Annotated in this window: 15 protein-coding genes and 1 pseudogene; 10 read left to right on the forward strand and 6 right to left on the reverse strand. The window is 59.6% G+C overall.

Annotation, left to right across the window (positions count from 1 at the left end):
- Positions 1 to 217: 217 nt before the first annotated feature.
- The 5 genes from ACZ5IU_RS07665 to ACZ5IU_RS07685 are packed head-to-tail and all read left to right on the forward strand — an operon-like array spanning position 218 to position 10,940.
- Complete coding sequence (locus ACZ5IU_RS07665; RefSeq protein WP_464421604.1) at positions 218 to 2,980, forward strand: DUF499 domain-containing protein; 2,763 nt, start codon at positions 218 to 220, stop codon at positions 2,978 to 2,980.
- On the forward strand, positions 2,977 to 3,945 hold the full coding sequence (locus ACZ5IU_RS07670) for a PglZ domain-containing protein (RefSeq protein WP_464421605.1): 969 nt from the start codon (positions 2,977 to 2,979) through the stop codon (positions 3,943 to 3,945). Before ACZ5IU_RS07665 ends, ACZ5IU_RS07670 begins: the two co-directional genes overlap by 4 nt.
- 11 nt (positions 3,946 to 3,956) lie before the next feature.
- Entirely contained in the window at positions 3,957 to 7,673 is a 3,717-nt protein-coding gene (locus ACZ5IU_RS07675; protein WP_464421606.1) for a hypothetical protein, read from the forward strand.
- The gene (locus tag ACZ5IU_RS07680; RefSeq protein ID WP_464421607.1) at positions 7,670 to 8,167 is read left to right on the forward strand and encodes a hypothetical protein; all 498 of its coding nucleotides are present in this window, start codon (positions 7,670 to 7,672) and stop codon (positions 8,165 to 8,167) included. Before ACZ5IU_RS07675 ends, ACZ5IU_RS07680 begins: the two co-directional genes overlap by 4 nt.
- Positions 8,148 to 10,940, forward strand: coding sequence for a DEAD/DEAH box helicase (locus tag ACZ5IU_RS07685; RefSeq protein ID WP_464421850.1), 2,793 nt, complete (start codon positions 8,148 to 8,150; stop codon positions 10,938 to 10,940). The genes ACZ5IU_RS07680 and ACZ5IU_RS07685 overlap by 20 nt, the downstream gene beginning before the upstream one ends.
- 188 nt (positions 10,941 to 11,128) lie before the next feature.
- On the opposite strand, the gene ACZ5IU_RS07690 is transcribed toward ACZ5IU_RS07685, so the two are convergent.
- On the reverse strand, positions 11,129 to 11,296 hold the full coding sequence (locus tag ACZ5IU_RS07690) for a hypothetical protein (protein ID WP_464421608.1): 168 nt from the start codon (positions 11,294 to 11,296) through the stop codon (positions 11,129 to 11,131).
- Positions 11,297 to 11,982: 686 nt separating this feature from the next.
- On the opposite strand from ACZ5IU_RS07690, the gene ACZ5IU_RS07695 reads away from it, so the two are divergent.
- Both ACZ5IU_RS07695 and ACZ5IU_RS07700 read left to right on the forward strand, forming a co-directional pair.
- Entirely contained in the window at positions 11,983 to 14,061 is a 2,079-nt protein-coding gene (locus ACZ5IU_RS07695) for a RecQ family ATP-dependent DNA helicase (protein WP_464421609.1), read from the forward strand.
- A complete protein-coding gene (locus tag ACZ5IU_RS07700) occupies positions 14,058 to 15,446 on the forward strand; it encodes a DNA-processing protein DprA (protein ID WP_464421610.1) in 1,389 nt (462 codons plus the stop codon). The genes ACZ5IU_RS07695 and ACZ5IU_RS07700 overlap by 4 nt, the downstream gene beginning before the upstream one ends.
- A 402-nt stretch (positions 15,447 to 15,848) precedes the next feature.
- Here ACZ5IU_RS07700 and ACZ5IU_RS07705 read toward each other — a convergent pair whose 3' ends face one another.
- From ACZ5IU_RS07705 to ACZ5IU_RS07725, 5 genes are all read right to left on the reverse strand, one after another.
- The gene (locus ACZ5IU_RS07705; RefSeq protein ID WP_464421611.1) at positions 15,849 to 16,160 is read right to left on the reverse strand and encodes a type II toxin-antitoxin system Phd/YefM family antitoxin; all 312 of its coding nucleotides are present in this window, start codon (positions 16,158 to 16,160) and stop codon (positions 15,849 to 15,851) included.
- Positions 16,161 to 16,300: 140 nt separating this feature from the next.
- The gene (locus ACZ5IU_RS07710; protein ID WP_464421612.1) at positions 16,301 to 17,911 is read right to left on the reverse strand and encodes a peptide chain release factor 3; all 1,611 of its coding nucleotides are present in this window, start codon (positions 17,909 to 17,911) and stop codon (positions 16,301 to 16,303) included.
- A 252-nt stretch (positions 17,912 to 18,163) separates the two neighbouring features.
- Positions 18,164 to 18,496: a DUF3795 domain-containing protein gene (locus ACZ5IU_RS07715; RefSeq protein WP_464421613.1), complete on the reverse strand. Its 333-nt coding sequence runs from the start codon at positions 18,494 to 18,496 to the stop codon at positions 18,164 to 18,166.
- A gap of 171 nt (positions 18,497 to 18,667) precedes the next feature.
- Positions 18,668 to 19,024: a type II toxin-antitoxin system PemK/MazF family toxin gene (locus tag ACZ5IU_RS07720; protein ID WP_464421614.1), complete on the reverse strand. Its 357-nt coding sequence runs from the start codon at positions 19,022 to 19,024 to the stop codon at positions 18,668 to 18,670.
- 512 nt (positions 19,025 to 19,536) lie between these two features.
- On the reverse strand, positions 19,537 to 19,869 hold the full coding sequence (locus ACZ5IU_RS07725) for a DUF3795 domain-containing protein (protein WP_464421615.1): 333 nt from the start codon (positions 19,867 to 19,869) through the stop codon (positions 19,537 to 19,539).
- A gap of 233 nt (positions 19,870 to 20,102) precedes the next feature.
- Here ACZ5IU_RS07725 and ACZ5IU_RS07730 point away from each other — a divergent pair.
- The 3 genes and pseudogenes from ACZ5IU_RS07730 to ACZ5IU_RS07740 all read left to right on the forward strand — a co-directional run bounded on the left by ACZ5IU_RS07730 (position 20,103) and on the right by ACZ5IU_RS07740 (position 22,598).
- Positions 20,103 to 20,529, forward strand: a pseudogene (locus ACZ5IU_RS07730) (ester cyclase).
- 120 nt (positions 20,530 to 20,649) lie between these two features.
- Positions 20,650 to 21,762, forward strand: coding sequence for a type IV toxin-antitoxin system AbiEi family antitoxin (locus ACZ5IU_RS07735; RefSeq protein WP_464421616.1), 1,113 nt, complete (start codon positions 20,650 to 20,652; stop codon positions 21,760 to 21,762).
- A complete protein-coding gene (locus tag ACZ5IU_RS07740) occupies positions 21,756 to 22,598 on the forward strand; it encodes a hypothetical protein (RefSeq protein WP_464421617.1) in 843 nt (280 codons plus the stop codon). Before ACZ5IU_RS07735 ends, ACZ5IU_RS07740 begins: the two co-directional genes overlap by 7 nt.
- Positions 22,599 to 22,726: the final 128 nt, after the last annotated feature.

The following is a 22,726-nucleotide window of genomic DNA, read 5'->3' on the forward strand; positions in this document are numbered from 1 at the left end:
TTTCGCTGAGTATCCTTGAGAAAAAACGGAAGAGAAACAGAACTGCGTCTTCTTACGGTTCAGCGGCATACTGTCTCCCAAATGAGCGCACCGTATGAGGCGCCTGCAGAAATTCCGCAAAGACGAATTGGTTGCGCGGGTGAAGACAAACGGGGCTGAGACAACGAACAGAGTCAGATCCCTGACGGCAGGAAGAAAGAATCCAGCGTGGAGGCTGATGATGCTGAACTTACAGTTGCGAGACGAATTCCTCGGTTCCCAGATGCCGGGCACAGCCATTACCCTGCGCAGGAAGGACAACTCCGGAGCCGCTCAAGGAACGCCGGATTACATCCTTTCAATTACATACCCGACCGCGGACGTTCAGACGGCTTTGCGCGCGGTCAGCACCGATCGTTCCAAGCGCCCCATTGTCCTGATGGGGGATCGTGGCCGCGGCAAATCCCACATCATGGCCGTGATGCACCATGCGATCAAGTCGCCCTCTCAGGTTCAAAGCTGGGCGAACGAATGGGGAAACAGACTTGGCTCGCAGCCCTTGAGCGGTCTCGTTCTGGAAAACCGCTTCTTCGCCATTTCAGAACCGGTTCACAACCAGGAGTACCCGAAGCTGTGGGACCTCATATTCGAGCGTCACCCCAAGGGAGACTTTTTCCGAGGCAAATTCAATCAGATGGGGCGGCCATATCCGCCTCGATCTCTGTTGGAGGAGATGTTCGAAGCTCAACCCATAGCGCTGATTCTCGATGAATTCCAGAAATGGTTCGACGGTCTGAGCGATCAGCCTGGGGCGGAAGGGATCAAGTATCGGACCTTGGCCGAGAATTTCATCCAGAATCTGTCCGAACTATCCAAGGATCGGCCGGATATTCTGATTCTTGTCATCTCAGTGCTCAATAACAATACGGAGGCCTTTCGACAAGTACACCGCGACAGTCCCGTCGTTGTCGATTTCCGGGGACCGACTGCGAAGGACGACCGGAAGAATCTGCTCCTGTATCGTCTCTTTAAAAACCGCCAGAACATCCCAACGGACGACATCCGGAATCTTCTTGATTCCTATGCGTCAGAGCGTTTCCGGCTTCGTTTCTCTCATCTTCCGGAATCCGAAAGATCTCGGATTGTATCGGAGGTCACGGCCTGCTGGCCTTTTTCGCCTGAACTTATGGAGCTGCTGGAAGATCACATCCTCATGTCCCAGGCTGCCCAGGAGACGCGCGACCTCATTCGCATCCTCGCCTCCTCCTATCGGGAGAGAGGCGAAAAAGTCCCGATCATTACCCCCGCCGATTTCTTCGTGGATGATGACACGTGCGGCGTTCAATCGCTCCTGGATTCGATCGCCACAGTTGGAGAGCAGGAAAGGCTCCGGCAAGTGGCTCAACGAAACCTCGAAACAATCAGGACGATCGGAGCCCCTGTACCCCATGCGCGCGAACTGGTCAGCGCACTCTGGATACGATCCATGTCGCCCGGAAGAAACGCGGGCGGAACGAGACAGGAGCTTCAGCTCGACATTACTCGCGAACGACCCGTCGACGACAATTCGTTTCAGGGCGAACTCGTTCAGTTGATTGAAGCCAGCATCAACATCCATGGAGAAGAAAGCCCGGACGGTCGCCTGAAATTCGGTTTGGAAGAAAATCCCCGCTCGAAGGTCCGTGCTTCGGCAAAAAACGACAAGCTCTGGCAACAGGGCGTTTCGGCTGCCGAGGCGGGGCAAACGGTCTATCCGGGGAAAGATATCGAGCATGTTCGCAATACCCTGCGTCACACCCTTGTTCCGGAAACAAAGCAATCATCCTCTCGCGTCATCGTTCTGGGCCCAAACTGGCAGGACGATCCCTGGGCCGATGTCGAAGATGCGGACAAGCCTTTGAAATGGGACAGACCGGTTCTCATTGTCATTCCTGAAGCGCTCAAAACGAGCGATGCGAAACGCGTGGAGGCCCTCGGCGCATGGCTTGCCGCTCATGTTCCCGCAAAGCGAAATATGGTCAGATTCCTTTTGCCGGCGGACACAGAGAAAGGCATCTACCGCGATGGAGAGCTTCTTTTCTGTTCGCGGTGTTCCTTCCTTACCTCGATAGCGTGGCGCGATGATTCCAAATACCGCAGCCTGAAAGAAGAATTCGACAAGCCGCTTCGGGACGCGCTGAAGAAGCGCTTCAACAGGTTTGCCGTGCTGCGGCGATGGAATTACCGGCAGCCGGAACAATGCATCTTCGACGTGGAACGTGTGACCGCGCAAGGCGATGAAATCCCGGCCGCAGTCGAAAAAGCTCTTGTCGAGGACCTCTTCGATCCCGACGAGTTTCAATCCCTGGTTGTGGAGCGGGCCAAGGAATCGTGCCTTGTGGGGGATCTGCTTGACGAGCTTTCTGAACCGCCGCCGCCGGATACCAGGGATGCCATTCCGTTCCTTGGCGAAACCCCAATCAATGAAGAAGTCCTGAAGATCGTCTCGCGTGGCAAGGTTGTGCTGAATGTCGGCGGAACCTGGATAAGCCGTCTGCCGGAGCATTCGAGCGATGAAGACGCGCTCCGTTTTGTCCGGTCCAAGGGTTTCCGCGTCGGGCAGGAGTTGCGGCATATCCAGCTTGGCCTTCCGGCGGCCGTGGGAGGGACGACCGTCAGGGGCCCGGAGGCACAGCCTCACGTGGCGCCCCCGCAACCGCCCGGCGGCGATCCGAAGCCCCCGGTGACGCCTCCGATGACGCCGCCGACAGGGCCGGTCGGGCATGTGCCTCCGGTGACTGCGCCCAGGGCGGTCCACCGGACGGGAGAGGCGACCTCCGGCATCAACCTCTCCGCATGCTTTGAAAAATGGGGCGTTGATCCCAGCGCCGTGCTGGATACGACCACGATCGAGTTCAACGGCCTCACCGTACTACAGGTGAAGCAGATTCTCTCGCGCCTTCCTTCGAGTCTCAAAGCCTCTATGGAAGTGTCGCTCACCAAGGAGGGAGGAGAAGAATGAATGCAGCTTCCGATTGGATCGGCATCATCCTGGACGCTCCCTCGGCCGTGGATTCGTGGTGTGGGATCTTTTCGCAGTTGAAGGAAATCGCCGTATCCTGCTCCCCGGTCGATCTCCACAACCAGACTGTCGTTCCCGACCGCCTTCTGGCAGAGAGCGCCTGGGAATTATGGGAGGCCTATCCCGAGGCTGCTCCCAGAACCTCGACCAAGCTCAAGGTATGGTGTTCCGCTCCATCCTGCGTCGGCCGCGCCGTTCTTGTGCTGGACGCCCTGTCTTTGCGCGAGATGCCGTGGCTCCTGGGCGGCGCGCAAAAACGGAATATCCGGCCCGCCGATGTATGTGTGACCGGCGCCGAAGCGCCGTCCGACACAGACCAGTTCGCACGCGCGCTGGGGCTGCCCTCCCGCAGTTCTCTGGCGGGGAACGGCGCGCCGGGAAGTTTCAATCTCTTTGACTCGAAGGCCTACACGGATGTGATCAGAGTCCCCTTTGAGGACTCCGCCGGAGGGATTCCCCATGAGCCCAACGTCTTCGTATGGCATAGCTGGCTCGACGATCTCATCCACGTTCCCAAGATACTCCCGGATCAGATCTACAAGGCCGCGGCTGCAACGCTCCAGGACGACGGGTTCTGGAAATTCGTCAACAGGCTCCGGCAGGGGAGAAAACTCGTCATCACGTCCGACCACGGATATGCAGTGAGCAAGCTGTTTTCGAGCGAGCAGACCGATCCGGATGTTATCGGGGAACTGCGCGAGACCTTCGGCGCGGCGCGGTACAAGAACGCAAATGACGCTTGGCGGCAACGGTTCATGCCCCCGATTGCGGTAACCCACAACGAACACCACATCGTCATGGGGCAGAAAAAATGGAAGGTCCAGGGCGGCTTCCCACATGTGTGTCACGGAGGCATGAGCCTTCTGGAAGTCGCCGTTCCCTTCATTGAACTGCCGCCGCTGTGATCCGGGAGGACATGATGAACGACGGAACGAACGATCTGTTTGGAGTGGAGCCGACGCCGGCCGACGAGAAGCCGTCCGGGAAGAAGCCCCGCAGGAAGACGAACGAATACGACCCCCCAAACCTCGGCAAGGCCATCCGGCTTCCGGTAGCCGATTTCAGCAATCCGGACAGACCTCCCGTCTGTCTGGAAGTGGACTTTCCCATCGTGCCCGTCAACGCGCTCTCAAATCTCGAAGGCAATGCGGGCAAACCCATCTATCAAATGTCCAAATGGTGGGCCCGTCGCCGCTCGAGCGTCTTTCGGAGCCTGCTGATCGCGGCCGCCACAGAAGCGCCCGAAGATCCGTCCCAGGCGGCCAAACGAGTCTGGGACCATTACTACAGCAACCACCAGAAGGCCGGGCATTTTCGCAAGCTCCGGGTGCTCGACATCTTCATGGGAGGCGGGACCACCCTGGTCGAAGGCGCTCGGCTTGGCTTTCAGATGGCGGGCGTCGATCTCAATCCCGTGGCCTGGTTCGTGACGAAGAACGAGCTTGCGTGCAGCGACCCCGAACAAGTCAAAGCGCTCTTCAAGGCAATCGAGACCGAGGTAAAGCCCCTCATTCAGCCCTTCTACACCACGACCTGTCCGCGGGGCCACACGGGGCGCTGGGTGAACCGGGAGACCAACGATGTCGTGAACATCGATCCCGCCGAGATCCCCCCGGACCAGCGCAGCCGGTACCGGTGGGAAGGGGCGGAGATCATCTACACCTTCTGGGCCAAGCACGGACCCTGTGACGCACGAGACTGCAATCATCGAACTCCGATCTTCCGCTCGCCCGTCATCGCCGAAAAGAAGCTGACCGCCCACTTCATCCCATCGACATGCCCGTCCTGCGGTCATGAATTCAATATCGAACTGGGCGAAACGCGCATGGCTCCGGGAGTCGAGCGCGTCGTGCTCGACAACGAGCCGGGCTTCACGGAGACAAGTCAGGAGTTTGCGCAACTCCTCAAGGACTACAGCAAGGGGAACAAAGAGGAAAAGCAGGAGCGAATCTGTCGGGCCTTGGAGATGTTGGACGCTGAAGCGGGGGTGCGTTGCCCGAAGTGCGGCGCGTTCGCCGGGGAAGGAATAAAAAGGGTTCTCGAAAATCACCGGGGCGAGAGAATCGAATGGGTCGATCAAGAAGGGAACTCGCATGTCGGCAATGACTTCAGGGCGGGGAACGTCAGGAAAGCGGACCTCGGCATCGAGAGCCGCCATGTCTTCATGTATCTTCTGATTCATCCGAAGTGGCTGGAGGGCTCGTCCGGCCTCGATGACGGCAGGGAACTGGGCGGTTACGCCGGCGCCGATCCGGAGCTGACCGCCCGGTGGTTTGAGAAACGGCTTGAAGGAATGAAGTTCGTCGAGGTCCGCGGCCGCATCCGCCTTGCTGACGAAGAGATCGCCGTGGAGGACGAGGAAGAGTCCGGCGAAGACGAGGACGGCGCCGGGGAAGATGACGCCGGGTCCGCGGCGGACCGCAAGAAGTTCGGGTTGCCCCGCGAGATCGTGCTCGCCGACGGTACGCGCATCCAGACCCGGACGGGAACGGTGCCGCAAAAATCCCACTTCGTCTGCCAGAAGTGCGGCAAGACACAGGACATCCTCGAATCGGTCAAGCCCACGAAGCACACGGCGCCCGTGGCGGCCTACGCCCTGCAATGTCATTGCCCGCAGTGCGAGGCCGAGGGGTATAGCTACAACGGCCGCTATTTCAAGCCCATCGAGCCGGGCGATGTGAAGCGGTTGATCCAGGCCGAGCGGGAATGGGCCGACCGGAACGAGGCTGACCTGAAGGAATATTGGCCGCGTCAGGAATGCTGGGACGCCTACATGATGCGAGCAAACGGCGGGGTCAACGTCGGCTGGGGATATACCCACTGGTGGAAGATGTTCAACCCGCGCCAGCTTCTCGTGCATACGCAGCTTTTGCGCACCATCACCGAGGCCCCGGAAAACGAATGGCCGCTGGATGTTCGGGAACAGGCCCTGGGTGCGCTGCAGCAGTATCTGCGGAATCAGAACATGTTCTGTTTCTGGGATATTTCACGCGATTGCATGGCACCACATCTATCCAACGCGAACTACCACCCCAAAGCATTGGTTATTGAGAATTGCGTTTGTAACCAGCTTGGAAGAGGGAATTGGCAATCCGCCCAAGCAGCCACTCTTGAAGGGGTTAGATGGGAAAACGAACCTTGGGAAGTTGCTCTTCTTCCAGAGACCGAAAAGGCCAAGAGTACGAGAGTGGAAATTGGCGACAATATTAGTCCTGCAGCGGCAGACTTGTTTTGCAGCTCCTCCACCGACCTTTCGATGTTGAACGGCGCCCTCTTTGATTTGGTCATCACCGACCCCCCCTTCGGGAACAATCTGTTCTACGCCGATCTGGCCGATTTCTTCTACGTCTGGATGCGCCTGCCCTTGCGCAAGTGGTACCGCGGCATGCCGGAGCGCAAGTATTTCGAGCCGGAACGGACTCCTCACGCGGCGGAGGCCGTTGACAACACCGTCGAGCATTCTGACGACCGGGATGACTTCGAGCGGGAGCCGCTCCTCACGAGTGGCATTCTCGCCGGGGTGCGCGAACGAACCGGCGATACGGAACTCGGAGAAAACGCCCCGAACCCGCTCTACAGGCCGGAACCAGCCGCTGACTTCTATCAGCAGACGCTTACCGCCTGCTGGGCCGAGGCAGGGCGGCTCCTGAAGCAGGGCGGTCTCATGGCGTTCACCTTCCACCATAGCGCTGATGCGCCGTGGGTGGATGTCCTCGAGGCCCTGTTCAACGCCGGATACCTCCTGGTCGCCACGTATCCGATTCGAAGTGACGAAACCAAGGGCGCCGCCGGCGCGTTCGGTTCCCGGAAGATCGAATACGACATCATTCATGTCTGCCGGAAGCGATTGGAAGAACCGGAAGCGGTGAGCTGGGCGCGGATGCGCCGATGGGTCAAGGATGAGGCGGCGCAGCTCAAGGAGCTTCTGGAGCATTCCCACGGAAGGGAGCTTCCCGAATCGGACCTTCTGGTCATTCTGCGCGGAAAGGCCCTCGAGTTCTACAGCCGCCATTACGGCCGGGTCCTTACGGGTGACGGTCAGGTGCTGGGAGTGCGGGACGCGCTCCTCGGGATCAACCTGCTCTTGGACGACCTGCTGACCGGTAAGGATGAGAAGGGCAAGCGCCGCCCGCCCGATGCGGCGGAACCGACGTCGCGGCTGTTTTTGCGCGTCTTCCAGGGTCGTCGCGTCATGGCTCGGGATGAGCTTCACAAGACGCTTCGGGGCACGGGGGTTTCGCAGGGCGACTTTGAAGCGCAAGGCTGGATTCGCGTGGTCGGGACGCAGGTGTTTGTGATCCCCGTTGTGGAGCGTTTTCAGTATTTCACTGCTCCGGGACGAAACCGCAAGGTCCTCAAGACCGACTTGGATCAGGCTCATTTCCTGATCGGCGCGGCATCGCCCGGCAGCGGCGTGAATGTCTCAGATGAACTCAACCGGGCCACCTTCCGGATCAAGGGATCGGTGGTACCGATTCTAGACTGGTGTGCGCAGACCGACCCCGACAGGGAGATTCAACGGGCCGCCGCGCTTGCGATGGAACTTGTCGGCCATTGGCGGGCCAAGCAGGAGAAGGCCCCGGCGTCCGGTCAGATGACGCTGTTCGAACAACTGGAAGCGGAGGTCGAATGATGCGGGATATGTCCTCAAGCGCGTGGAATCGACGCGGATCGAGCGTCGTGTTCGATCCGCTCCCCCTCGGTCCGCTCATAGAGGCCGGCGCCCTTGTCTCCATGCGGGAAGCCCTCAGGTGGATGAACGACTGGCCGGCCCAGCCGCCCGCGAGCGGTCGGACGGTGCTCGTTTGCGGCATCGAGACCTTCCTCGAAGTCCTGAAACCGGAAGATGCCGAGACGTTCCTGAAGAGCCGCGTGAAGACGTTCGTGCAGGAATTCCAGGACCGCTGGGACCAGTGCGGGGTGGTCTTCGGCTTCGGCGCCCGGGAGGGATCGTTCGAGCTGACGGCATCCGACGAAGAGGTGCTGTTCATCCGACGGGACCGCGAACGGGTGCGGCTGTCGAATTCCCTCTGGGACGGAAGCGCCACCATGAACATGACGCGCCTGATTCGTGACGAACAGGGGAAGAACGTAACGTTTGGATACCATGTCGCAAGGATTTCCTGACCTGCAGATCGGCCGGAAGGTCGAACACCCCGAGCTGGGGGAGGGCGTTGTCGTCGGCTTCGAGCCGACGGGGTTCGTCCGCGTCTTCTTCCGGGCGCTGGGGGAACGACAGGTTCCGCTGCATGCGCTTCAGGAAGCGGAGAGCTGGACCGACCGTGTTATAGCCGGGTTGAAACCGGTCACCCCGGAGGCCATCGAGCGCCTGTGGCTGGCTGTGGAAGCGGCCGAGCTGCCGCTCATGGAAAGCGCGGCGACCCTGACCTCCGCCAAGGTGGATTTGCTCCCCCACCAGGTCGTGGTCGTGCATCGGGTCGCCAACGCCAGACCCAGGAGATTTCTCATTGCGGACGAAGTCGGCCTCGGCAAAACCATCGAGACGGCCCTGATCCTCCGGGAATTGGCGTCGCGCGGCGAAATGCGCCGGGCGCTGATGGTCGTGCCGGCAGGCCTGGTGGATAACTGGCGGCGCGAACTGAACGAGGTCTTCAATCTCGATTTCGAGGTGTTCGGGTCGGAGGGCGACGTAACGGACCGGAAGTCAAACGCCTTCGCGAAGCACAACCGGCTGATCGTCTCCGTGGATTCGCTCAAAAGAAGGGCTCGGGTGAAGAGGCTTCTGGATGCGCCGCCGTGGGACCTCGTTGTGTTCGACGAGGCCCATCATCTGAGTGTTTACAAGACCGGCAGAACGATGCGCAAAACCGAAAACTTCGAGCTGGCCGAAGCGATCCGTCCCCATTGTCGGGACCTGCTTCTGCTTTCCGCCACGCCGCACCAGGGTGACCATTTCCGGTTCTGGATGCTTGTACGGTTGCTCGATCCGTCCCTCTTCGAAGACGAAGGCGACATGGTCGAGAACCGACACCGGCTTAACGCCGTAGTGGTGCGTCGGACCAAGGCGGACGCCTGCGCTTCAGACGGAAGTCCGCTTTTTGCCCGGCGGGTGGTTCATACCCAAGGGTTCACGCTCGGCGAAAGGGAGATGGCGTTTTATCAGGCACTGCTTGATTATCTGCGCGACGGATACAACCTTGCGGCCGCCCAGGGGAAACAAGGGCGTGCGCTCGGATTTGTCATGACCATCTTCCAGAAGATCGCCGCAAGCAGTTTCGCCGCCGTCCGGGCGACGCTGCGCAAACGGCTCCTGATGCTGACCATCGAGGAGGCTATCGAGAGAGACGAACTGCTCGATGTCGACGGTCGGGACCGCACCATCGAAGATGCGAGGGGCCTGATCCGGGAGATGTACAAGCTGCCTGACGACATCTTCGGAATGGCGCAGGCGGAGCAGTTGCTCGCGGACGCCAAAGTCCAGCTTTTGAAGAAGCGGAAGGAGACCGCGTCCTTTGTCCAGACTGCGGAAAGTTTCAGCGACACCGAGCTTACTGCGGTCACAGGTGAAGATGCTGTGGCAAGCCTTGTCTCCGTGGCTCTTCCCGAGGAGCGAAGGCGGATTCGGGAACTTCTCGAGCAGTTCCCCGAAGAGATGGAAACCAAGACGAGCGTCCTTCTGGAGGCATTGCGGCAACTCTGGAGAATCAGCCCCGACGAGAAGGTCGTGATCTTCGCTACGTATCTCGGGAGCATCGAGAGTCTGCGTGCAGCGATCGACGCCGTCTTCCCCGAAAAACGCGTCGAGATCTTGAAGGGCGGCGATCACGGGGCGAAGACGGCCGCACAGCGACGTTTCCGACGTCCGGACGGCCCGAAGGTGTTGCTCAGCACGGCCGCAGGGCGCGAAGGAATAAACCTCCAGTTCTCACGAGTGCTCTTCAACTATGATCTCCCTTGGAACCCCATGGACCTGGAGCAGCGAATCGGACGTATCCATCGCTACGGACAGAAGGACACCGCCCAGGTCTACAATCTGGTCGCAGCGGACACTATCGAGGGCAGGATATTTCTGCTGCTCGAAGAAAAATTGCACGGAATAGCGCAGACCCTGGGCAAGCTGGACGATAACGGCCAGATCGCTGAAGACCTCAGAGGACAGGTTCTGGGCCAGCTGAGCAGCCATCTGAGTTACGAGCGTTTGTACCAGGATGCGATCCTCGATCCGACCCTGAGACGGACGCGGCAGGAACTCGAAGTGGCGATGACCAACGCCAATCTCGCTCGCGAGGTAGTCTTCGAGCTTTTCCAGGACCTCGATAGATTCAACTTGGGCGACTACAAACAGTTTGACGACGAGGGGCGAGGCATGCAGCGGCTTCTGTCCTTCGCCCAGCTGGCGGCGCGTTTCGAGGGGGGCGAGTTCCGCCCCGCCGGGAAGGATGTCTTTGTGTTGAACCGCCCGAATTCCGAACCTCTCCGATTCACCACGGATCGTGACAAGGCGCTTCAGGAGGAGGAGTTGAACCTCCTTGGCCTTGAGCATCCGGTGGTCCGGCAGTGGCTCGACGCCTGCATCTCCATCGAACCGCAAGACCGGGCGCTTTTCGGCGACATCGAAGGCAATGGAAACGCGACGGGCTTGATTACGATTTGGCTCGTGGTGGTCCACGGCAAGGGCGGCCAGGTTCAACAGAAGGTCATAAGGTTGGGAATTTCTGAAGGGGGCGAGCGGTCGCCATATCTGGAGCGGCTGTCACAAGAGCTTCTTCGCACACGCCCCTCGCAGACACGCCGTTTTCAAGACAAACGACAAATAGGTTCCCTTATCAACAGCACGGCGCCCGAACTTCTCCATCGAGAACTGGTCTTTTCGGGATTCTTGCAGAACGAATCGTCCTACTCGAGTCGATTGCTGGCGTGCATAGGGGTAGGTGGATAAGGATCGACAATCGACCGACTTTGTGAGGCGTAGCGCAGCGACGCATATCGTACTCTTGCCCTTTTTGGAAACGGTTTCGTTCGATCGGAGGATCATATCCGGCCGCAACGAGCACCTCAATGAGGATCGCCCTTACGATAGCCTGTACCCCGTCAAACAGGCGATTAGCGCCCAGGCGTCAAGGATGACTACCATGTTTCGATGTCGTGATGCTTTTCTTCGAGGAACTCCTCGCTGCCCGAAAGTTTTTCGGCATACGTGCCACAAAGACGGTTCACCGTCTTGCATCGGCAGCGCCGTTGTTCTTCCGTCAGCTCGCTTCGATTTGTGTTCGCGTCCAAAACGGTCCCGTTCACGGCACCCACCTCCTTTATCCTTGCTGCCCCATTATCCGGCATCATTAGAAAAGGAACAAGGTTTCTCGACAAAAAAAGGGGCACTCGCGCCTCCGTTCTTTTTCTCTTTCAGCGCAGCTCCTACGTAGTGTGGAACTCGCCCCTAGACCACGACCTTCAGCCGTTGCTCTCCGTCCGCGAGGAAGGCGAGGTTTCCCTCGCAGTCGTCGCAGGTCATCGAAGCGGCTCCGCCGCGACGGAAATTCCATTCCCCGGAAGGACGCTCATGAGATCCCGGCACGAGGTTCGGTCGAAGGAAAATTTCGGACGGCCCGTCAAGCCCTTTTCGCGGCGAGTCGGCCTGAAGCCTGTTTAGGGGCCGTATCGCCTGCGCCTGGATGTTCCACGGGGGTGCGAAACGGCTTCTTCAATGAAGTGTTGATAATCATGAAGATATGTGTTTTGATTCAATGCGAATGTAACCAATAGGGGGCATCAGTGATGATAGCGCATTGCAGCGTCAATTGTGACGAGTGTCCTTCCTACAAGGCAACGATAGCGGGCGATGAGACGCTTCCCGTCACATCGGGTATAACGCGCGTCTCCGGAGCAAATTTTCGAGGGGTCGTATGCGGACGGTGACCGGAAAACCTGCGTTTTTTACGGAGCCATCTCATCATTTTACTCAAGAGGTCTGGTGAAGACTTATGGAATTCAAGAAAGAAACGGCGCTGCAACTTCTCAGGACCGGGACGCGACTTCCCGACGCCGCTTTCCGCGAAGGCCAGGAAGAGGCTATCCGCCACATCGTCGAAGGCAAAGGCCGTTTGCTGGTCGTGCAGAAGACCGGATGGGGCAAGAGCTTCGTCTACTTCATCGCAATAAAGTTGCTGCGGGAAACCGGCGCAGGTCCTGCGCTGCTTATCTCGCCGTTGCTTGCGCTGATGCGAAACCAGATCGCCGCGGCGGAACGGATGGGCGTTTGCGCCGCCACGATCAACTCCGACAACATGGACGACTGGACGGCGGTGGAGCGCAAACTGGCCCGAAGGGAGATCGACATCCTGTTGATTTCGCCCGAGCGCCTGGCGAACGAGCGCTTTCGCAGTCAGGTTTTGGCGCGTATCGCGGCGCAGATCTCTCTGTTGGTCATCGACGAAGCGCACTGCATTTCCGACTGGGGGCACGACTTCCGTCCCAATTACCGGCTGCTGGAACGCATCGTCAGGACATTGCCGCCAAATCTCCGGCTCCTCGCCACTACGGCGACAGCGAACGACAGGGTGATGGACGATCTCGCCGCGGTGCTCGGCCCCAATCTCGAGGTGTCCCGGGGCGATCTCAATCGCGCCTCGCTTTCGTTGCAGACCATCCGTCTCCCCAGCCAGACCGAACGCCTGGCATGGCTGGCGGAGCAACTTGCTGCGCTGCAAGGCTGCGGCATCATCTACACATTGACGAAGCGTGACGCCGATCAGGTCGCGGACTGGCTGAAGGTCCGAGGTTTCAATGTCGAGGCCTACACCGGGGAAACAGGTGAGCGTCGGGAGCCTCTGGAACAGGCGCTGCTCGACAACCGGGTCAAGGCGCTGGTCGCCACAACGGCCCTGGGCATGGGCTTCGACAAGCCCGACCTGGCGTTTGTCATCCACTACCAGATGCCGGGGTCGGTGGTCGCCTACTACCAGCAGGTCGGTCGTGCGGGACGAGCGCTGGACTCCGCCTACGGGGTGCTGCTCAGCGGGGAGGAAGAGTCTGACATCAACGAGTGGTTTATCCGGAGCGCCTTTCCGACCCGCGAGGAGGTCGCCCATGTCCTGGAGGCGCTTGAAACGGAGCCCGACGGCCTGTCCGTTCCCGGGATACTGAGCCGGGTCAATGCGAGCAAGGGACGTGTCGAGAAGACGATCGAGCTGCTTTCCCTCGAATCTCCGGCTCCCATCGCCAGGGAGGGCGGCAAGTGGCAGCTCACGGCGGCGAGGCTGAGCGAAGCGTTTTGGGAACGTGCGGAACGCCTCACGTCGCTTCGGCGGGACGAGCACCGGCAGATGCAGGATTACGTCAGCCTGCCGTTTGGCGCGCACATGGGCTTTCTGGTTCGGGCGCTCGACGGCGACCCGAGCGTCGTTACTGAACCTGCCCTGCCTCCACTGCCGACGACTGTGGATCCCGACCTGGTGAAAGCGGCGGTCGCGTTTCTTCGCCGAACCAGCTTGCCCATCGAGCCGCGCAAGAAGTGGCCTGATGGTGGGATGCCCCTGTATGACGTCAAAGGATCCATATCGCCCGCCCATCGGGCCGAGCCCGGAAGAGCCCTCTGCGTCTGGGGCGATGCCGGTTGGGGCGGCCTGGTGCGACACGGCAAATACCGCGACGGCCGTTTTTCGGACGACCTTGTCGCCGCCTGCGTCAAGATGTTCCAGGAGTGGAATCCGGAACCGGCGCCGGCCTGGGTGACCTGCGTGCCGTCGCTCCGGCATCCCGACCTTGTCCCGGATTTCGCCCGGCGAGTGGCTGCGGCGCTGCGTCTGCCGTTTCATGCGGTCATCGTAAAACAATGCGAAAGGCCCGAACAAAAAACGATGAATAACAGCACGCAACAGGCGCGCAATGTTGACGGTGCGCTTTCGCTGAACCGCAGGCCAGTTCCGTCCGGCCCCGTCCTCCTGATCGATGACATGGTCGATTCGCGCTGGACGTTGACCGTGGCGGCGTGGCTGCTGCGCACGAACGGGAGCGGCGCAGTCTGGCCGATGGCCCTTTCGCACGCGGGACACGGCGAATGACGCCGGTCCTTTCGCCCAACACGCAGGCGATCCTGCTGCTGACGGCGCCGTTGATCGCGCAGGGCGGCGCTGCGTCGTCGCCCGATCTGCTCTCGCCGGGCGAATATAAGCGTCTTGCGCGCCATTTGCGCGAGATTCAGCGTCAGCCGGCCGATTTTGTCTCGCCGGACGCGGCCGATGTCCTGGGTGCGTGCCGATCGGTGATCGACGAAAGCCGCATGCAGCGGTTGTTGGGGCGAGGATTCCTGCTGAGTCAGGTGATCGAACGCTGGCAAGCGCGCGCTGTTTGGGTGGTCAGTCGCGCCGATGCCGGGTATCCGAGACGCCTGAAGATCCGCCTCCGGGAAGACGCGCCTGCTGTGCTCTATGGCTGCGGCGACATGAGCCTGCTGGATTCCGGCGGGCTTGCCGTCGTCGGGTCGCGCCATGTGGACGACGTATTGATCGACTATGCCGTGTCCATCGGGCGACTGGCTGCACGCGCCGGCAGAACGATCGTCTCGGGCGGGGCCAAGGGCATCGATCAGGCCGCTATGCGCGGCGCGCTCGAGGCGGGCGGAACAGTCTGCGGCGTCCTGGCGGACGGTCTTGAGAAGAGCGTTATGAACCGCGAAAACCGCAACGTCCTGCTCGACGGTCGGCTGGTGCTGATTTCACCCTACGACCCGAACGCAGGGTTCAACGTCGGCAACGCCATGCAGCGAAACAAGCTGATCTATGCGTTTGCCGACGCCTCTCTGGTTGTGAGTTCCGACATCAACAAGGGGGGCACGTGGGCGGGCGCCGTGGAGCAGCTCGGCAAGCTGAAGTTGGTCCCCGTCTTCGTTCGATCGACGGGCGAACCGTCCGCCGGACTGGACGCGCTGCGAAACAAGGGAGCGCTTCCCTGGCCGAACCCGCAGGATGTCGATTCCTTCGCTGAAGTGTTTGACGTTCGGGCGCCTTCTATGACTGTATCCCAACGTGTCGGGCTTTCGCTCATCGACGGAATGCAGGCGGTGGAAGCCACTCCAGCGGAGCCCGTGCAGCTCGATCTCGCCAGGGCGATAAAGACGGAAAACGAACCATCGGCGCCTGTCGATGATGTTGTGCACACGCAGCCGGCCGCATCGGATGTGGCGGCGCGTGCCGAAACGCTCGAAGAGCTACACCAGCCGGAAGTAACTCCGGCTGAGACGCTCTTTTCAGCAGTGCGGGAAGCGATTCGGACGATATTGATCCTGCCGATGAAAGACGCGGAAGTGGCCGCCGCGCTTGGTGTCACAAACGCGCAGACAAAGGCGTGGTTGCAGCGTCTCGTCGATGAAGGCGCGGTCGAAAAGATGAACAAGCCGGTGCGCTACAGAGCGCGCGTGCAGACGCAACTTTTTGAAAATAAGGTGTAACACAACCGGTTGCGGCGGACGGCATACGGGATAGCGAGGCGCTGTTACGGCTCTCCCTGGTGATCAGATTTGCGTTGTCACAACCACGGAGTGATCGTCCCCGGCCTCGCTCGGCCACGAACTTCAGCCGCTGCTCTCCGTACGCGATGAACGTCTTCAGGGGACTCGACGCGGTCAACTCCCCGGCAATACGGTCGGTTTTCAGCAACTCTCAAAACGACGTCGCCAGACGAGAAAATCCGCGACTGTCGTAACGAGAGGATCTTCCGGAAAGTGCTTCCGGTTTCCCGTGATCAGCTTCGCGTTGACCTGTTTCGCGACTTCGTAAAACTTCTTGTCGTCCTCATCCGCAAACGGGATGTCCAGCGGCTCCGGCGCAACGCGGAAGTCGGCGCCTTGCCGTCAACGACCACCGGCGACATCGATCTTCCGCTTTCGTCCTTTCCGGGCGGCGGATATTTCCGTCTCGATGTCCTCTTCAGTCAACCCGTCGAGACCCCTTCGCAGCGAATCGGCCTGAAGCCTGTTCATGGCGCGCATCGCCTGCGCCTGGCGCACGGCGGCAAGAACTTCCTCCAGATTGTTGTCCGCGATGTCGATCATCAGGGCCGTCGGTTTTCCGTTGTTGGTGATGACGACATGCCCCTGGGCGGAGAGGCTGTCCCAGACTCTTTTCGACGCCGTCCGCAGATCCGTGACCGTATAGAAATCCATCGACATTACCTCCACCGGAAAATATACCATCGTGTTTCTCCGTCAATGTGTTGTGTTTCAATCTGTGACCGGACAGGGCGACGCGAAGGGCGCTTGCCCGACAAAACGGGGGCGCTCTCGCGCCCCCGTTCGCTACTCTTTCAGCGTAACTCCCTTGTCGTGTGGAACTCGATTCCCGGCCATCTGTCGGACACGGACTTCAGCCGCCACTCTCCGTCGGCGAGGAAGGCCAGGTTTCCCTCTCCGTCGATGGCGAGGAAGTTCTGATTCGCCTTCTGGAACTCCGCCAGGCGCTTGTCGTCGGCGCAGGTCACCCAGCGCGCCGTCTCGCAGTTCACGGCGTCGTAGTCCGCGTCCACGCCGTATTCCGCCTTCAGCCGGGAGATGGTCACGTCGAACTGCAGGACGCCGACGGCCCCGAGGATGTACTCGTTCCGCCCGAGTGGCCGGAAGAGCTGCACCGCTCCTTCTTCCGTAAGCTGCTGCAAGCCCTTCTGAAGCTGCTTCACCTTCAGCGGCGACTGGAGGCGCACCCGCCGGAAGTGCTCCGGCGCGAAGCTCGGAATACCCGTGAACTTGAGGGGCTCCCTGTCGGAGAAGGTGTCGCCGATCTTGATGGTTCCGTGGTTGTGGATGCCGATGATGTCGCCGGGCCACGCTTCTTCGGCCAGCGTCCGTTCCTGCGCCATGAAGATGACGGGGTTCGCGACCGTCACGTCCTTGCCCAGACGGTGGTGCCGGATGCGCATTCCCCGCTGGAAACGCCCGGAGCAGATTCGCATGAAGGCCAGCCGGTCGTGGTGCGAGGGGTCCATATTGGCCTGGATCTTGAAGACGAAGCCCGAAAAGGCTTCCTCGTCCGGCGCCACGATGCGCGTCGTCGCCTGTCGCGGAAGGGGGGACGGGGCGATTTCGACGAATGTGTCCAGAAGCTCTTTCACGCCGAAGTTGTTGATCGCGCTGCCGAAGAAGACGGGCGTCTGGTTCGCCTTCAGGTAGTGCTCGATCTCGAAGGGGTTCGCGGCTCCTTCCAGCAGGGCGAGGTCGTCGCGCAGCTCGTCGGCCTGGAGCCCGAGCGCGGCGTCGAGCGCGGGGTCGTTCACGTCCGAGATGACGCGCGCCTCTTCTACGTGGTCGCTTCCTGCGGTGAAGAGGCTCAGTTCCTTCCGGTAGAGGTTGTAGGTCCCCCGGAACCGCTTGCCCATGCCGATGGGCCACGAGAGGGGGGCGCACTCCACCTGGAGCTTGTCCTCGATCTCGCCCAGGATGTCGAGGGGCGACATTCCCTCCCGGTCGAGCTTGTTGACGAATGTGATGATCGGGGTGTTGCGCATCCGGCAGACTTCCATGAGCTTGCGGGTTTGCGCTTCGACGCCCTTGACGCTGTCGATGACCATGATGACGCTGTCGACGGCGGTCAGGACGCGATAGGTGTCCTCGGAAAAGTCTTCGTGGCCGGGGGTGTCGAGCAGGTTGATCTCGAATCCCCGGTATTCGAATTTCATGACCGATGTGGTGACGGAGATTCCGCGCTCCTGTTCAATGCTCATCCAGTCGCTTGTGGCGTAGCGCCCGGCCTTTCGGGCCTTGACGGCTCCGGCCATGTTGATGGCGCCTCCGAAGAGCAGCAGTTTTTCGGTGAGCGTGGTTTTCCCCGCGTCGGGGTGGCTGATGATGGCGAATGTCCGGCGTCGCTCGATTTCCCGGGCGAGCGGCGTGTCTTTGACGGGAACTTCACAGCATGTCGACATGTTTCGTGCATTTCTCCTTCTTGATGCAAGAAATGCGAGAAGCCGGCGCGTGTCCCCCGGCTTCTCGCTTTATCCTCTATTGTACGCGATGTGACGGAATTTTCCAAAGCGAAGATGATGCAAACGACAATTTTTCCGGAAAATGGCGGACCCTCGCGCTGCGCGCGTTGCGCGGAAGGATTTGCGGACCTTTGCGAATCCTGACGGGGGCGATCGGCCGTCCGGCGGGGTGCGCCTTATGAAAGCCGACCGTTAGCGCTTGCGCAGTTTTTCCAGGTTGCTCCGTGCGTCCGGAACGTGGTCCAGTTCGGCCTGAAGATCGGCGCAGGGGAAGTCGCCGCATTCGATGCAGGTCTCGTAGTGCTTCTCGACGCAGCATTTCCGCATGGCGCACATGTTGGAGCAGAAGTAGGAGTGCCGTTCGCCCTCCTTGCACCCGTCGCAGACGACGTATTCGGGCTTGACCTCGGCATGGTAGAGCTTCGACAGCTTGTCGGCGATTTTCGCCAGCTCCTCGTCGCTTCCCGACTGGGTCGCGAGGCGGCTTTCGCATGTAGAACAGTCGATGCCGCAATAGGCGATCATGGAACATTCCCCCTTATGACAAAATCCGTTTTCGGCTCACGAACGAATATCCTATCATTCCGGAAAGCTCTCTCCGACCCTCGCCTTCAGGTTCGTGATGAACGACGACGGCAACGATCCGAAGAGTCCTCGCCTCCCCGGAAGACGGAACTCCATCCGTTTTCTTCGGCTTCAGACGTGCGAATCAAGCCACTCCGCAAGTTTTTCCTTCGCAACGATGAGGACGAAAGGGTTCGCTTCTCCAATTTTCCACGCAGCGTCCGTCGTTATGCGAGACTTTTCGATGGATATCGTCTTGTCGATTCGGATGACGCTCGGCTTGCTCAGTCCGTTTCCAGCATCGGGAGAGATGGCGACTTCCCATTTTCCGTATCGGATTCTGCTCGTAATCATGCTCACGACAAGCCGATCTCCCGTATCTTTCCATACGAGAATCGGCCGGTTCTTCTCTTCCGGAAGGTCGGAGAAGGGAAAGTTCGCCCGGATGATTTGACCGGGTTTATAGGAGATCTCTTCGGAGTTCTTCACGTTCGCTGTCCGAAAGAGGGCGTCCAAGCGCTTCGAATTCTGCGATTTCCGTTTCGAGGGCGTCGTCGTCGCTCTGACGCTCAATGCTTTTCCGCAGGTGTTGGACCATGTTCCATACGGTCCTTTGCCCCTCCGGAGGAAGCGCCCCGACATCCCGCGCCAATCGTTCCATGTCGATTATCGCCGGCATTTGTTTCAACTCCTTTGCGTTTCTTGATGAGAAATACCCTATGAAACATGGTACTTCAATTTGATGGTTCGGTCGAGGCGGCGAAGGAAACGATCCGTTGTGAGACTTCATTCGCAAGGGAGTTCGGGAGAGTGACGGCGGTTCCAGAAAAATGGACCGAAGAACGAGGCTACGTCGAAGGATCGGAAATTCGTGGACGAGAGCGAAAGAAGGTGACGATACGAAAACCATACGCGGCTCAATTCAGGGCGCACGGTATTCAAAAGATTTCAATAGTCCGCGAGGGTATCATTGGACGGTTTGCGGTCGCGGAGGATCTTCTTCAGCGCGTGCGCAGCTTTTCGAGGTTGCTCCGTGCGTCCGGGACGTGGTCCAGGACGGCCTGAAGGTCCGTGCAGGGGAAGTCGCTGCACTCGGCGCAGGTGTCGTAGCGCTTCCCGGCGCAGCACTTCCGCATGGCGCACATGTTGGAGCAGAAGTAGAAATGCCGCTCGCCCTCCTTGCATCCGTCGCAGAGGACGTCTTCGGGCCTGGCCTCGGTGTTGTAGAGCGTCGCCATCCTGTCCGCGATTTTCGCAAGATCCTCGTCGCTCCCGGACTGGGTCGCGAGGCGGCTTTCGCATTTGGAACAGTCGATGCCGCAATAGGCGATCACGGAACACTCCTCCTAATAACATATTCCGTATTGAGTTTCCGAACAAGTATTTTATCATTTCGATGGGAACGTGAACCGGGGAGGAATCTGCCGGGGGCTCGGGTGTTCGCCGGGATGGAACGCGTCGTTCCAACCGGTCTTGTCTAAAATATTCTCGTAAGGATATGAGAAGGTCTTTGGACATTAAAGTATCATAATGTTGTACGTGAAAAACTGTAAAAAGGAGGCCGAAAATGTCCACGACGCAACACAACAAGCTCCTGATCCGTCGTTTCATCGAGGAGATCGGCAATACGGGAGATGTGACCCATCTGGACCGGTTCGTCTCCCCCGAGTGCGTCGCGACCGACGGCAAGGTCCGTGTCCGTTGCGGCGCAGCCGGGATGGCGGATCACGTCCGGGCGGTGCGGGAAACGTATCCGGATCTTCACCTGACCGTGGGGAACCAGATAGCGGAGGGCGAATGGGTGGCGACGCAGGTCACACCTGGGTTCGTGGCTCGGAATGGCGCCGACCGGTAAGCCTGTGGTGATCACCGGCGTCAATGTGGACCGCGTCGTGGACGGCCTGATCGTCGAGCATGGCGGCGCCGCCAACACGTTCGAGGCGCTTCTCGAAATCGGTGCCATCCGGCCGGTGACATCCGCGGAGCAGGATTGATATGGTCATCCCGGTGAAGAAGCGCCTTTCATTTCTGGGCCATCCCCGAATCCGGACTTGATATCTCTGAGTTTCATTGTTATAGTATGTTTCACCGAATCGTGAAAGTGGTTGATAACAATGAAACAAAGACCGTCTTCGTTTGCACCGCCGCGAGACAGCGAAATAGTCCTGCAGGCGTCAAAGGCGCTTGCGGACGTTCTCTCGCATCTTCCGGCCTTCAGGGATATTCGAACGGATCCGCCGGAAAGCTGTGAACGGGAAGGGTTCGACGGTGTTCTCGATGTCTCTCTTGTTTCCGGCGGGCATCTGTATCTCTGTATCGAAGCGAAGAACAGCGGAGAACCCCGATTCCTGCGAACGGGGGTTCTATCGCTTGCGGCGCGGATCGAACAGGCGATAAACAGAGGAAAGGGCGTGTTCTACGGCATCCTCGCGGCGCCGTATATCTCGAAGTCCGGGGCGGAGATATGCGAGGAAGCCGGGGTGGGATATATCGATCTGGCCGGGAATTGCCTCGTTCGTCACGAAGCGGTCTACGTCCGGATAGAGGGCAGGCCGAATCCGTTTGCGACAAGCAGGGGGATGAAATCCGTTTTCGAGCGTTCGTCTGTGAAATCCGGCGTTGTCTTGCGACATTTCTTCGAGCATCCCGGCAGGGTCTGGAAGATCGATCAAATGGTCGAGGCGTCCGGCGTGAGTTTGGGACAGGTGTCGAAGGTGAAGCGGTTCCTCGAGGATCGCGAATGGATCGAGAGCACAAAGGCCGGATTTCGGTTGACAGATTCCGCCGGGGTTCTGGCAGAGTGGAGCGCGACGTACAACAGGAAGCCGAACGACGGTATGGATTTCTACGCGCTCGATCCGATTCCCGAAATCGAGGCGAAGCTTTCCGAAGCCTTCCGACGAAAGCATATTAAAGGCGCCCTGACCGGATTTTCCGGCGGGGTTCGGTATGTTCCGGCCGTCCGATACCAGCGCGTTCACGCATACGTCGATCGCGGGCATTTTGAGGACCTTCCCGCGTCTTTCGGATGGAAGCGCGTTTCGAGCGGGGCGAACGTATCGCTTTTCGTTCCGTACGATTCCTGCGTCCTGATCGGAGTTCGTGAGGTCGGGAACGGTGTCGTCGTATCTCCTGTCCAGGCATATCTGGATCTCATGGGATTGAAGGGGCGCGGGGAGGAAGCCGCTCAGGCCGTTTTGGAAGGAGCGATCGGAAAGAAATGGTGATTCGCGAGCCGGAGAGCCGGATCGATTATTCCGCTGTTCAGGTCGAAGCCGCCAGAAGCGTCCTGCTGGAACTTTCGAATATCCTGAGCGAGTATCAGGACTGCCTGATGATTGTCGGAGGTTGGGTTCCCGAGCTTCTCTTTCCCGGAGAGGGGCATGTCGGGAGTCTCGACGTCGATCTTCTTCTCGACCATCGCACCCTTGCGGTGCATGAGATGTACCTGACCATCGAGAGGGTATTGACGCGAAACAATTACGAGAAACACCCCGAACAGTTTTTCACGTTTGTCCGCAGGGTCATGGTTGGGGATACTCTGGTTTCGGTGGGGCTGGATCTGCTTGCGGGAGTCTACGACGGAACTGCTCCGAAAAAGCGCGCACAACACGTTCAGGGGATAAGGGCGCTCAAGGCTACCGGCGGTGATTTTGCGTTTCTGATCCCTGCGAAAAAGGTCGCTATCGAAGGGCGACGTCCGGACGGCGCGCGTGACAGCGGGATCGTGCGGGTTGCCGCGGTGGCGCCTTTTTTTGTCATGAAGGCCGCCGCGTTGGGACGGGGAAAGGCGAAAGACGCGTATGACATCTACTTCTGCACGGCGCACTATCCGGGAGGGATCGAGTCGCTGGCCGAAGAATTTCGTCCGCATCTTCAGAATCGGCAGCTTCTGGACGCCCTGGAGAAAATAGCGGCGAAATTCGCGACGCCGGAACATGCGGGTCCCGTCGATGTAGCAGACTTTATGGAGCTTCCGGCAGGCGAGGAGCGGGAGATTCTCCTGCGCGACGTGTGCGAGCGCGTCACGGCATTGTTGAAAAGAATACGCACCGAAGCCTGAGCACATATCGAAGATCGCATTCGCTTCGTTCTGCGTCACGTGGAAGATCCCGCAATACACGAACAACAGTTCCGGATACTCGTCGTATCCTCCCGATTGGACAAACATCCCTCTCCTGCGGTATCGTT

Source organism: Lactivibrio alcoholicus (assembly GCF_055390895.1).